This is a genomic window from Roseovarius sp. CAU 1744 (assembly GCF_039839345.1).
GTDB lineage: Bacteria > Pseudomonadota > Alphaproteobacteria > Rhodobacterales > Rhodobacteraceae > Roseovarius.
Genome location: NZ_JBDOQV010000003.1, coordinates 282,932 through 295,709 on the forward strand (window position 1 = coordinate 282,932; position 12,778 = coordinate 295,709).

11 protein-coding genes are annotated in these 12,778 nt (G+C 61.4%); 8 read left to right on the forward strand and 3 right to left on the reverse strand.

Annotated elements, in window-relative coordinates:
• Positions 1-103 precede the first annotated feature (103 nt).
• Entirely contained in the window at positions 104-1,210 is a 1,107-nt protein-coding gene (locus AAFO92_RS07805) for an efflux RND transporter periplasmic adaptor subunit (RefSeq protein WP_347534152.1), read from the forward strand.
• The gene (locus AAFO92_RS07810) at positions 1,207-4,287 is read left to right on the forward strand and encodes an efflux RND transporter permease subunit (protein ID WP_347534153.1); all 3,081 of its coding nucleotides are present in this window, start codon (positions 1,207-1,209) and stop codon (positions 4,285-4,287) included. Before AAFO92_RS07805 ends, AAFO92_RS07810 begins: the two co-directional genes overlap by 4 nt.
• 321 nt (positions 4,288-4,608) lie before the next feature.
• Here AAFO92_RS07810 and AAFO92_RS07815 read toward each other — a convergent pair whose 3' ends face one another.
• On the reverse strand, positions 4,609-5,739 hold the full coding sequence (locus tag AAFO92_RS07815) for a pyridoxamine 5'-phosphate oxidase family protein (RefSeq protein ID WP_347534154.1): 1,131 nt from the start codon (positions 5,737-5,739) through the stop codon (positions 4,609-4,611).
• A gap of 57 nt (positions 5,740-5,796) precedes the next feature.
• Between AAFO92_RS07815 and AAFO92_RS07820 the strand changes: the two genes are divergently transcribed.
• Positions 5,797-6,381 (forward strand): hypothetical protein, encoded by a 585-nt coding sequence (locus AAFO92_RS07820; protein ID WP_347534155.1) that lies wholly within the window; start codon positions 5,797-5,799, stop codon positions 6,379-6,381.
• Here the strand turns inward: AAFO92_RS07820 and AAFO92_RS07825 are convergent.
• Positions 6,297-6,941 (reverse strand): glutathione S-transferase, encoded by a 645-nt coding sequence (locus AAFO92_RS07825; protein ID WP_347534156.1) that lies wholly within the window; start codon positions 6,939-6,941, stop codon positions 6,297-6,299. The genes AAFO92_RS07820 and AAFO92_RS07825 overlap by 85 nt on opposite strands.
• Before the next feature lie 124 nt (positions 6,942-7,065).
• Between AAFO92_RS07825 and AAFO92_RS07830 the strand changes: the two genes are divergently transcribed.
• The 5 genes from AAFO92_RS07830 (at position 7,066) to AAFO92_RS07850 (ending at position 12,136) form a co-directional block, all read left to right on the forward strand.
• Positions 7,066-7,962 (forward strand): LysR family transcriptional regulator, encoded by an 897-nt coding sequence (locus AAFO92_RS07830; RefSeq protein ID WP_347534157.1) that lies wholly within the window; start codon positions 7,066-7,068, stop codon positions 7,960-7,962.
• A gap of 182 nt (positions 7,963-8,144) precedes the next feature.
• Positions 8,145-8,465 carry a hypothetical protein gene (locus AAFO92_RS07835; protein ID WP_347534158.1) on the forward strand — a complete coding sequence of 107 codons (321 nt, stop codon included), beginning with the start codon at positions 8,145-8,147 and terminating at the stop codon, positions 8,463-8,465.
• The gene (locus tag AAFO92_RS07840; protein ID WP_347534159.1) at positions 8,462-9,961 is read left to right on the forward strand and encodes a sodium:solute symporter family protein; all 1,500 of its coding nucleotides are present in this window, start codon (positions 8,462-8,464) and stop codon (positions 9,959-9,961) included. The genes AAFO92_RS07835 and AAFO92_RS07840 overlap by 4 nt, the downstream gene beginning before the upstream one ends.
• Positions 9,962-10,029: 68 nt before the next feature.
• Entirely contained in the window at positions 10,030-10,989 is a 960-nt protein-coding gene (locus tag AAFO92_RS07845; RefSeq protein ID WP_347534160.1) for a LysR family transcriptional regulator, read from the forward strand.
• A gap of 100 nt (positions 10,990-11,089) precedes the next feature.
• The gene (locus tag AAFO92_RS07850) at positions 11,090-12,136 is read left to right on the forward strand and encodes a carbon-nitrogen hydrolase family protein (RefSeq protein WP_347534161.1); all 1,047 of its coding nucleotides are present in this window, start codon (positions 11,090-11,092) and stop codon (positions 12,134-12,136) included.
• 19 nt (positions 12,137-12,155) lie between these two features.
• Here the strand turns inward: AAFO92_RS07850 and AAFO92_RS07855 are convergent, their stop codons facing one another.
• Complete coding sequence (locus tag AAFO92_RS07855; protein ID WP_347534162.1) at positions 12,156-12,746, reverse strand: TetR/AcrR family transcriptional regulator; 591 nt, start codon at positions 12,744-12,746, stop codon at positions 12,156-12,158.
• Positions 12,747-12,778: the final 32 nt, after the last annotated feature.

A 12,778-nucleotide genomic window follows, 5' to 3' on the forward strand; every position in this document is an offset into this window, starting at 1 on the left:
AAAGCCAAGCACTGAGAACCAGGCGAAACGCTGTCCTGCCGACTATACTGGCGGAGAAATCTGAACTGATCTAGTTTGGAACAGGTGGAGTAGAGTTGTTCGCATGAGCACACAGGTATCCTTTCTGAAGCAACTTGCCGTCGCAGTGCTGCTGCTCGCGCTCGCGGGCGGAGCGTGGCATCAGCGCGCCCAGATTGCCGCCATCCTGGGCCTTGGCCCGGCGCCCGTTAAGGCAAGCCGCAATTCCGACCAGGGGGTGCCGGTGATCGTCGCGCGGGTTTCGACCGCGCGAGACGATGTGGTGCTTGAAGCCGTCGGAACCGGTCGGGCCGTGCGCTCGGTCATGTTGCGCACCGAGACCGCGGGCAAGATCGCCGAGATGTCTCTGGTTGCCGACCAGCGATACGCGCGGGACGATGTGTTGCTGCGTCTTGACAGATCTGCGCAGCAATTGGCCGTCGAGCTTGCGGAAACCCGCCTCGCCGAGGCGATCCGCATCCGGGATCGCGTGTCCCGGCTTCAGGGAAGCGGCGCGGCCGCTGTTGCGCGTCTGGACGAGGTGGTGACAGCCGCCGAAATTGCCAGGCTGGAACTGGAAAGCGCCCGTGACGCGTTGGAAGACCGCGTGTTACGGGCACCCTTTGACGGTGTTGCGGGCCTGTCCGAGGTCGAAGCCGGCGCCTGGATCGACAGCGATACCGACATCGCCAGCTTTGACGACCGCAGCGTCCTCTTGGTCGAGTTCGACCTGCCCGAGGCATTGATTTCGCGCATAAGGCCGACGACGGTGGTCACCGCGACGACCCCGGCCGCGCCGGGCCGGGAATTCGAAGGCACGGTCACCGCGGTCGACAGCCGTATCGCGGCGCAGAGCCGCACGGTCAGGGTCCGTGTCACATTACCGAATCCCGAGGACGTGCTGAAACCGGGTGCCTCTTTCACGGTTCGGCTGGAATTGCCGGGCGACGTCTACCCCGTCGTCCCTGAACTGGCGGTCTTGTTCTCGCGCGGCACTCTCCATGTCTGGCGGGTGACCGAGGAGGGGATGGCCGAACGGGTCGAGGTCCGCATGATCCGCCGGAGCGACGGCGCGATCCTGATTGACGGACCTCTTGCGGAGGGCGATCTGGTGGTCGTGGAGGGCACACAACGCATGGCACCCGGCAAAGCCGTACGGATCCTCAACGATACCGGCGCGGGTCCGGCATGAACAAGACCGACACCGGGGGGCTTGCGGGCCTGTCTGTGCGCCGGCCGCTATTGGCAACCGTCATGAACCTTCTGATCGTGATTGCCGGGATAGCCGCATTGTTCGGCGTCGAGGTTCGCGAACTGCCGGACATTGACCGGCCGGTCGTGTCGGTGCGTGCCATCTATCCGGGCGCGTCCCCGACGACCGTCGATGCCGAGGTCACGTCTCTCGTCGAAAGCGCCGTCGCCCGGGTTGCCGGCGTGCAGGCGGTGCGCTCGTCCTCCGAAGAGGGGAATTTCCGCCTGCATGTGGAGTTCCGCCCCGACCGCGATCTGGCCGAAGCCGCCAACGACGTACGTGAGGCGGTCAGCCGTGTCGTCCCGCGCCTGCCCGCAGGGGTGGAGGATCTCTTTGTCGTCAAGGCCGAACAGGACGCGCGCCCGATCATGCAGGTCGCTGTCTGGAGCGAATCCGATCCGATCGACGTGCTCACCCGCCGCGTAAACGACGAGATTGCACCAGAGCTGACCGCGGTTGACGGTGTCGCCGAAATCGCCGCGTTCGGCGACCGTGACCGGGTCATCCGTGTCGAGGTCAAACCCGAACGCCTTGCCGCCTTCGGCCTGTCGATCGGCGAGGTCGTGCGCGTGTTGTCCGACGCCCAATTCGACGTTCCGGTCGGCAGTTTCGAAGCCGGCCAGCTCGAAGTGCTCGTCCGGGCTGACGCCACCGTCGCCGAACCCGCGCGCATTCAGGAACTCATCATTCGCGACCCTGTGCGTCTTGGTGACCTGGCCGATGTCTATTTCGGCCTGGCCACCCCCGAAAGCTTCGCGCGGCTGAACGAAAGGCTGGTGCTGAACCTGGGAATCGTCCGGCAGGCCCAGTCGAATACCGTGCGTATCTCTGATCAGGTGCAGGCGGCGATCCAGCGGCTGGAACAACGGTTTCCCGATCTGCGATTCGAAGTCACGTCGGATGATGCCGTGTTCATTCGCGGGGCAATCCGCGAAGTGCTCATTACCCTGGGCCTGGCGTTGACGATCGTCGTCGGAGTGATCTGGCTGTTCCTTGGCAGGCTTGGCGCAACCATGATCCCAGCGGTAACGATCCCGGTGGCGCTTGTCGGCTCGGTCGCGGCGATCTGGTTGCTGGGTTTCTCGATCAACCTGATCACGCTTCTGGCACTGGTCCTGGCGACCGGCCTGGTCGTCGACGATGCCATCGTGGTGACGGAAAACATCCAGCGCCGGCGGGCGGACGGGATGGGGCCGAAGGCGGCGGCGGTGATCGGCGCGCGCCAGGTTTTCTTCGCCGTGATCGCCACCACGATCACGCTGATCGCGGTTTTTGTACCGCTCTCATTCCTGCCCTCTGATGCCGGCCGCCTTTTCGGTGAATTCGGCTTCGTCCTTGCCATCACCGTCGCACTTTCGTCATTCGTTGCGCTTTCCGTCTGCCCGATGATCGCCTCGCAGCTTGGGTCGCTGGGGGCGACCGGCGGCGTGACAGGATGGCTGGGCGGCAGGTTCCTGCGGCTTTATGAGACACTGCTTCGCCCGCTTCTGGCAGCACCGCTGATCACGCTGACTTGCGTAAGCATCGTCGCCGGATCATCCTTGCTGGTCTATGACCGGCTGGGCGAGGAGCTGGTGCCCGCCGAAGATCGGGGCATGGTCACGGTCCGCATGCAGGGGCCGGACGGAACCGGGCTTGATTTCACCGATCGGCAGGTCGAAACCGTCGAGGCGATGTTCCGGCCCTGGGTCGAGCGCGGGATTGCCGAAGGACTTTATTCGATTACCGGGCGCTACGATCTCAATCGCGGCCAGGTGGGCGCGCGGCTGATCCCCTGGGACGACCGCGATGTCGGGCAAGCAGTGATCGAGGCCGACCTTCGGCCAAAGCTTGCGCTGCTTGCCGGTGCCCAGGCGCGCGTGCAGTCGGATAACAGCCTCAATCTGCGCCGTGGTTCCGATGGCGGCATCACGATCGCTCTGACCGGCGCGACCTACCCTTCCATCGCGGAAGCCGCCGATGAATTTGCCCGCAGGATGGAAGAGCTGCCCGGGCTTTCAGGCATCCGCGTCCAATACCAGGCCACACAACCGCAGCTGTCCATCACGATCGACCGTTCGCGCGCGGCCGATCTCAACGTGCCGATGTCCGAGCTTTCGTCGACCCTCCGCGCGCTGATTGACGAGGACGAGATCGGCGAAATCACCATCGGTGACCAGGCCGTGCCGATCATCCTGCAATCGGCGGCGGGCGCCGTGCGTGACCCTTCGGACCTGCTCAATCTCTATGTCCGCGCGGAAACCGGCAACCTGGTGCCGCTGGTTCAACTTGTCAGTTTTTCCGAAGAAGGTGTCGCCGCCGAGCTTGACCGTCACGGCCAGCGCCGCGCCGTCGAGATCGACGCCTCGGTCGCGGCAGAACTGACGTTGAGAGGGGCGGTGGACCGTATCCGGGCGCTTGCCGAGGAGACGCTGCCCGAGGGGATCGGGCTTCTGCTCTTGGGCGAAGCGGCGGCGCTCGACGAAACCTCCAACGCGCTTGCAGTCACCTATGTCATCGCGTTGGTCGTTGTCTTTCTTGTCCTGGTCGCGCAGTTCGAAAGCGTGACGAGCGCCGCGGTGGTGATGGTGACCGTACCCTTCGGTGTCTGCGCCGCGATCTATGCCCTCTGGCTGACCGGCACCACGATCAACATTTACAGCCAGATCGGTGTCCTCATGCTGATCGGCATCATGGCGAAGAACGGTATTCTGCTGGTTGAATTCGCGGATCAGCTTCGCGATCGCGGGGCGGATGTTGCCGACGCGGCATTCGAAGCGGCTCGGACACGGTTACGGCCGATCGCGATGACGCTCGCCTCGACGGTTCTGGCCGGGCTGCCGCTGATCCTCGGCAGCGGGCCGGGTGCCGAGGCGCGGGCGTCGATCGGATGGGTCGTGTTCGGCGGGCTGGGCCTGGCCGCCATCTTCACACTGTTCCTGACCCCGGTTGCCTATGCGCTTGTGGCCGGCCTGTCGCGCAGCCGGGCAACGGCGGAAAAACAGCTGGAGGCTGAAATCGCTGCCGCGGAAATCTAGATGCGCATATGGCGCAACAGCGCTGGATACCGGCGACCGGGATTTCCGGAACCCGGAAGGATCAAAACCATCTCAGTAAACACCGGTAATTGTTCAACATGCCCGGCGCACGGGTTGCTGAATGTCTCACCTGATCTTTGAATTCAAACGCCTTGAAACGTCAACCGAGTGCTGGATGGCAGACATTGTTGGAATTTGGTTGGGCACCGTCCCATCTAACAGTGAACCGTCTGGTTGGATTTCACCCCTTTCGGGCTTCTGTTCCAAAGCTCGTTGAACTCCCGATGAGCTGTGCGAAAGCACGGCGATGCGATTGTGCATTCAGCCGGCCGGCCCGAAGGTTTCATGGTGAATACGATTCAAAGCGATGCCTGACCGTTCCAGTCCGCGGATCAAATGAGTGGTAAACCCCGTCGGCCCACATATCATGTAATCCGCCTCCGGTCCTGCCGCCAAAGCGATCACGTCGTCCGTAGTAATGCGCCCGTGCGTGTCGTGCCAGCGGCGCTGCAGGTCCTCGGGCAGCGGCGCTGAGTAATACACACGATTCTGCACCTGGTCGGAACGGGCAGCCAGGCTTGCGACTTCTTGTCGAAAGGCATGCGTATCGCCGTTCCGGGTTCCGTGCAGAAACCATACCTGTCGGTGGGGTGTATCCTTGATAGCGGCGTGGAGCATGGCCAACATGGGTGTGACGCCCACGCCGGCGCTGATCAGCAGCAGCGGCGCCGGCCCTTCCGGCAGGATGAATGCGCCGGCCGGTGGCCGGGTTTCGATCAGATCACCGGGCTTCATCTTGTCGTGCAGGAAACGCGATGCGATGCCGTCGGGCTCCCGCTTGACACTGATCCGATAGACCTGCCCGTTCGCAGGCCCGGATAACGAATAGGTGCGTCTGACGCGCCCGGGTAGCTCGGGGATGTCCAGCGCGACGGCCAAGTGCTGACCGGGTTTGCCGGGTACAAGGTCCTCGCCTCCCGGAGGTGCCAGATAAAACGAGGTAACGTCATCGCTTTCGCGCAGTTTGTCCCGGATTTCCAGCTGGGTTCCTGTGCTTGGTGGCACCCGCCACCGCGACGCCAGGACCGCGGAGCGTTCGATCACTTGATCTACCGTGACAAGGACCTCACGCCGGGCGCCGGGGTCCGGGCTTTGATCCCCGTTCCAGATGATCTCGGCACGGCCTGTCAGGTGCAGCAAGTTACCGTTGGGGAAATCGACAAACAGGAGCGCGACACGGGAATCGCGCAACAAGTTGCCAATGGTGTTGAAAAAGTTGTTTCCCGCGTAATCCGGAAAGCGCAATCTGCCCAGGCTGTCGACCTGCACGAAGCCGGCGCGCCCTCCTCGATGCGAGGCATCGAACCCGTCGTTCTTGCGACCCTGCCCTGACAGATGACCGGAACCGATGAAAAAGGTGTCTGCGGATTCGATCCAGCGCCTCTGGTCCAAGCTGAGACGCGCGCGGGCAGAGCTGGGCCCGGTGCCCGCGCGCGGTAAGGCGACCCGGTGCCAATCGCGTTCGCGAATGTATTGGGCGCAGTTGCCGAAGCTCTGATCCACGTCAAGGACAAGCCCGGACCCGCCCCGCCGAAGGCGCCCATTGACCCTGTTCCGGCGGCGGCTGGCAAGCTCTATCCCCAGTACTCCGATGGGGGCACCAGGCCGAAACGCCGGCTGCAGGGGATCACCCGGCAGCAGCGTTCCTGTCAGCTCAAGGCTTCGGTCACTGTGACTGCCAATCGCGCCGTCTTCGCCCTCGAGGATCGTAACCCAGGGCCGCCCGGCCGCATCCGCACCTGCAACAACCAGGAAAGGCGCCTCGGCGAAAAAGTCCCTGTGCTGTTGCGGCATGAAATCGCGAATGAACCCTTTGGCCTTGTCCGCACGCTGTGCGACATCGGCGCGGTTCTGAGCTTCGATCTCGCCCGGGTGGAAGGGGGTGGTTGGCCGGTCCATAGCAGGTCTGCCTTTGACTATCGTCGCAAGGGTGGTGCGGTACGTTTCCGTCAGGCAGGCACGGGCGAACGCGCCATGCCAACGAAACCGGGCAGCGCCTCTATCCGCTCAAGCCAGGCGCGGATGTTCGAATAAGAGGACAGGGGCACGCCTCCTTCCGGAGCGTGTGCGATATAGCTGTAACCGGCGATGTCGGCCAATGTGCAACGGCCCGCTGCCAGCCATTCACGGTTCAAAAGATGTTCGTCCATCACCCTGAACAGGTTGTGGGCCGTGGCCTTGGCCGCATCGTGGTCAAGCTGCGCGCCGAACACCGTGACAAGACGGGCCGAACATGGGCCGCGGAACACCTCGCCCGCCGCGATCGAAAGCCATCGCTGCACCTCTGCCCGCTCCGCTGGCGTGGACCCGAACCAATCGTCAAGGTTGTCGTAACGATCCGCCAGATAGGTAATGATCGCGTTGGAATCGCTCAGTGTGACACCGTTGTCGTCAATCGCCGGCACCTGCCCCAAAGGACTGATCCGCGTGTAGTCCGGCGCCTTGTGCGCACCGTTGGACATATCCAGATCGACGCATTCATACGGAACAGAAAGCAGTGACAACATCAGTTCGACCCGATGACAGTGGCCGGATTTCGGGTTTCTGTACAATTTCACGGGGGCGTTGCTTTGGGTGTCTTCGGCGCGGGGCATGAACTTGATCCTTTCGATTGTTCAACCGGTCAGTCGGTATCTGCAATCTAAATGATGGCTAGAATGAGTTTAATGGGGTAGATTTGAATTTCATTATTGCAGAAACTGGAATAATAAGATTGGCATGGATCGCCTTCGTGCTCTTGGGATTTTCATCGCTGTCAGCGACGCGCAAAGCTTCACCGCCGGGGCCAAATCGCTGAATGTGAACGCCTCTTCGGCGACCCGCGCGGTGAACGAGCTGGAAGAACAGCTGGGTGTTCGCCTGTTCACACGCACCACCCGAAGTGTCCGGCTGACCGACCACGGGCGCGCCTTCGCAGAGGATGTCCGGGATATACTGGCGCAGCTGCGCGCGGCAGAGGTTTCCGTTACTGGCGCTGCCGAAAAACCTGCCGGACTGCTGCGAGTGACCTGTCCGCAGGAGTTCGGACGGCTATATGTCGCCCCCCTCATCGCCGAGTTTCTCGACATGTATCCTGATGTAAGGGTCGATCTGCTATTGATCGACCGCCCCGTCAACCTGGTTGAAGAGGGGTATGATATCGCGCTGAGGATCGGTGATCTGCCCTCGTCAGGACTGTTGGCTGTGAGGGTGGGCACTGTGCGCCAGATCATCTGCGGCGCCCCCGCCTATTTCAAGAGGTTCGGACATCCCCAGGCGCCGTCCGATCTGGTCGACAATCATCGCGTCATCATCACGCACAATGCTTCGCAGCAATGGCGGTTCAAGCGCGAACGGCACGCGGTTCGATCACAGCCGGCACTGACCGTGAACAGCGTTGCAGCGTCCATCGAAGTGGCCCGGCTGGGCTGGGGCCTGTGCCGGGTTCTGTCATATCAGGTCGACGAGGATCTGCACGCCGGAACGCTGGCTGTGACGCTTGAAGAGGATGAGCCCGAACCATTGCCGGTTAACCTGATCCACCCACAGGGCCGCAAACCGCAGACCAAACTGCGAAGCTTTCTGGATTTCGCGGTCCCTCGCCTGCGCCGGCTTCCCGCGCTAATGCCGGACTGACAACCCACCCTCGGAGGTCAGTGTCGGGGTGCCGAATTTTGCACAGCCCTGTGTGCAATCAATACCCTGCGAAACGGGCCGACCTGTGCAACGATTTCGGGATGTGGGCCAGTTGCGGGGCCAGTCCCGCAGGGCGGCCGACAATTACAAAATCAAAAAATGAACCAATCAGGGAGTTCAACATGTCAAACCCGTCACTTTCTTCCGGAGATATCCGGATTTCGGAATCCGACCGCTATCCGTCTTTAGGCGTGATCCCCAAGAGCGGCTTGGGACGACTGTTCCTGGGCTGGGCCGTCCTGAACGTCATCCTTGCCTTGCTACCGGTGTTCGATGTCCTGGGAAACAGTGCTGAACCGGGCCCCGTGGGAATGCCGTTGACCGTGTTCTACTGTTATGCCGTCTTCACGTTGAACTGCCTTCTGGGCGCGGTCTACTACCTCACGCGCGGGCGCGCTTGGGTGGCCATCGAAGCGACCCGCGCGGGGGAGATGGGACAATGACCACATTCGTCACCCTGCTGGGTATCACGCTATATTTGGCGGTGATGTTCTACATCGCTTATCGGGCCTACAGGACCAACAAGCACAACGACCCGGAGGATTGGTTCCTGATGGGTCGCAGCGCAAACACCCTGATGCTTGTGGGCACGATGTTTGCCACCTGGTTCTCGACCTTCGCGTTCCTTGGCGGGCCGGGATTTTTTCACAAGATCGGGGTGAACTGGCTACTTTTCGGGTTCTTCAACGCCATGGGCCCGGTGATGGTGATGATCCTGGGGCCGCGTATCTGGGCGCTGGGCAAGAAATACAACTTCATCACACCCGGTGATCTCCTGTCGGCCTACTATAACAGCAGCAGACGCATTCGCATCCTGACAGGCCTGATCTGCATTGCGGTTCTGTTTCCCTATTCCGCGATTCAGATCACCGGCATTGCCATCGCGCTCAATTCGATTTCAGGCGGTCTGATCGCGTTCAACGCGGGCGTGCTGCTGATTGCGGTATGCGTCGGTGTCTATTCCTTTGTCGGCGGCAGCCGCGCCGTTGTCTGGACAGATGTCGTTCAGGGGTTCATCTTTGCCCTGCTGTTGATTGGCACCATGCTGTTGGTGATCCGCTGGGCCGGTGGATGGACCGAAGGCTGGGCCGCCGCCACCGCCGCACGACCGGAGCTGTTCGCCTTTGATGGCGGCGCGGGCCGCTACATCACGCTGATGACACTTTGGACATTTGGCTGGGTACTGACACCGCATCTCTGGCAGCGTCTCTATATGGCGGACAGCCCGCAAACCCTGGTCAAGGGTGCCGCGATTACATCTTTCCTCGCCCTGTTCGTCGTCACCTTCACCGGCGCGGTTATCGGGATGATGTCACTTGGCATGGACGTCAACATGTCCGGGGGTCAGACCTCTGATGCGCTGGTACCGGAAATCTATGCCCAGTACCTTCCGGCCATGGGCGTGGTTCTGGTCATTGCGGTCTTCGCGGCGGGCATGTCGACCCTCGACAGCCAGATGATTTCAGCCACTTCGAGCTTCACGCAAGACCTAGTTCCCAGCGTGAGCAGCGTTGATGACCGTCAGCGGATGCGCCTGGCGCGCTATTTCGAGATTGCGTTTGTGCTGGCGTTGGTCGCGTTTGCCTTTTCTCCGCAGGGGCGATCTCTTATCGCGCCTTTGGCGTCGATCGGCGTGGGCATGGCGCTGTCGTTCCTTCTGCCCCTGCTGGGCGCATTGTTCTGGAACAAGGCCTCAGAGCCGGCCGCCTTTTGGGGAATGCTGCTGGGTTGGGGCGTGATGGTGGCAATGCAATTCGGGATCCTGGCAAATCCCGGTCACATCGGGCCACCGCTGTGGGGCCTGCTGGTGAGCACGGTGGTTTTCTTCGGCGGCTCCCTGCTCCGTGACGACCCCGTTGACCCGGCCCGCCGCAGCGAGTTTCAGGACGACATGGCCGAGCGGTTCCCGGAAACCCGCGGGCAAACCGGAACCGCCTAATTACAAGTCGATCTGCATCCTGACGATCCGCGGAGACATCCGCGGATCTTTCTTGCGTGATACCGGCCTTGTATTGCCCGCTGCCATGTGATCCGCTAGATTTTCCTGAAAGGAAAATGGCGATGACGGATCCGCTTGCCAAGCTGGACTGGGACGATCTAAAGGTTTTTCTTGTGTCGGCCCGTTGTCAGAGCGTCAGCGCGGCCTCACGCGAGTTGTCGATCAGCCATTCCACCGTATCCCGCAGGCTGTCGCGCCTTGAATATACGCTTGATGCGGCGCTGTTTGAGCGCAATCGCGAGGGGCTTGTCCTGACCACATTCGGACACCTGGTTCTGCGGCGCGCCGCAGAAGTTGCCGATGGTGTCAGCAACCTGAGAAGCGATCTTTCCGGCAAGGGCGACACCAGCGGCATCATCCGTTTCGCGACGATGGAAGGCATCGCCTCGCTATTTCTCGCATCCCGCCTCGCGCGGTTCCAGTCCAGTTATCCCGGCGTCCAGCTTGAACTCCTGACAACCTCACGCCAAGTTCAGATCAGCCACCGGGAAGCAGACATGTTCCTGAGCTTCTTCAGGCCGCAGGGCGAAAAGATGGCCACCCAGAAAATCGGCACGTTCGGGATCGGTCTCTATGCCGCAAAAAAGTATCTGAAAGTTCACGGAACGCCGCGGACGAAGGCCGAACTCGACCAGCACAAATACGTCGGTTATCTTGATCAGTTCGTTGAACTGGACGCCGTTCGGTGGCTCGAGGAAATGGTTCGTCACCCGCAGATCACTTTCTGGAGCAACAGCATGATTGCACAGCGCAGTGCCGCCCGCGGGGGCCTGGGCATGGTCGCGCTTCCGCATTTCGCACTGTCTGAGCATGATAGCCTTACTCGGATCATGCACGAACTGTCCGTACACCGCAGTTTGTGGCTGACCGTGCACCAGGATCTTCGCCAATTGCCGCATATCGTTGCGCTCAAGAAATTCCTTGCGCAGCTGTTCGAGGAAGAAGCCGACTACCTTAACGGTTCTTAGCGCTCGGCCAGCCGTCAAAAACAGCACAGCGGCTTTCGCAAATGACAATTGGGTTTTGCCTCGCTTTCGTCGACATTGCATCAGCAAATGGAGAATGAGAATGTTTGAGACCCACCAATTCAAAGCGGCTGCTGCCCATGTCGCCCCGGTATATCTCGACCCCGTCGCCAGCGCCGAGAAGGCCGTCTCGGTCATCGGCGAAGCGGCGCAGAACGGTGCTGCGATCGTGGCTTTTGCCGAAGCCTTCCTTCCGGGGTTTCCGATCTGGGCGGCCTTGCACGCACCAATCCGGTCGCACGATCATTTTGCCAGCTATGTGGCGGCTTCGGTCTATGTGGATGGCCCGGAGGTGACCATGATCAGGCAAGCGGCGGCGCGCCACGGCATCATCGTGTCGCTTGGTCTGTCAGAGCGAAATCCCGCCTCCATCGGCAGTCTGTGGAATTCGAACCTGTTGATCGATGAAACCGGACAGATTGCCTGTCACCACAGAAAGCTGGTGCCGACATTCTTTGAGAAATTGGTTTGGGATCCAGGGGACGGTGCCGGGTTGAAAGTAACCGAGACTGGATGTGGTCGGGTCGGCACGCTGATCTGCGGCGAAAATACCAACCCGCTGTCGCGCTACAGCCTGATTGCCCAGGGAGAACAGGTGCATATCTCGACCTATCCCCCGATCTGGCCGACCCGCCCGCCCGAAGACACCGCGAATTACAACAACCGCGCGGCAAATCATATCCGGGCAGCCGGTCATTGTTTCGAGGCCAAGTGTTTTGGCATCGTCGTGGCCTCTCCGTTCGACACGCGCGCGACGGAGCTCGCCGCAGGCGATGACGCCGCGCTGATCGGGCTGATTGACAATTGCAACCGCGCGCCAAGTTTTTTCGTCGACCCGACCGGTCAGTTGATCGGAGAGACCACACTGGACGAGGGTTTGATCTATGCCGACATCAACCTGGCTGACTGCGTAGAGCCCAAACGATTCCACGATCTGGCCGCAGGCTACAACAGGTTTGACATCTTTGAGGTAGGTATCGCCCGCAAACGCGCGACACCGGTAAGGTTTTCAGACGCGCCCGACCCGCGGCCCCCTGCAGAACATTCCAGCCCGGCAGAGCAGGAAGAGACTTTTCTGCCAGAGGCTTAGCGGTTCACCGTCAGCGGCGTCACTCGGCCAACAGCCCCGACGCAAGCTGTTTGAAAGTCTCGATGGCACTCTTCAACACTTCTGCCGGATGTTCACTCGCCGCCACCCAAAGCGCAGCGTTCAGCGCTGCGCCGTTCAGCAAGCGTGCGGCGGCCTCTATATCGACGGGTTTGATCGCGCCCTCGCCGGCAAGGGTTTCTAGGCTGCGCCTGGTCGCATCCAGGCAGGCGTTCTGGCTTGGCCAGCGCGACGGGTCGCCCAGAACGGCCGGCCCATCAAGCAGAACAATGCGCTGTACCTCTGGTTCAAGCGCGGCTTCGATATAGGCCGTGCCTTCGGCAATCAGCATGTCCCAGAGGGAACCGCCCTGGCGTTCTGCTTCGTCCAGTGCCCGTGCCGCCATCTCGGCATCGATCTGATCCACCACCGCGGCCAACAGACCTTTCTTGTCGCCGAAGTTGTGATAGAGCGCGCCTCGTGTGAGACCCACGGCCGCAGTCAGGTCATCCATTGATGTGTCCGCAAACCCTTTCTCGGCAAACGCCTTGCGGGCCGCTCCGATCAGCTTGGAGCGGGTCGCTTGCATCATTTCCGCCCGGGTCGGATTCATTTTCCTACCTTTCACAATATTGTAACTGCATC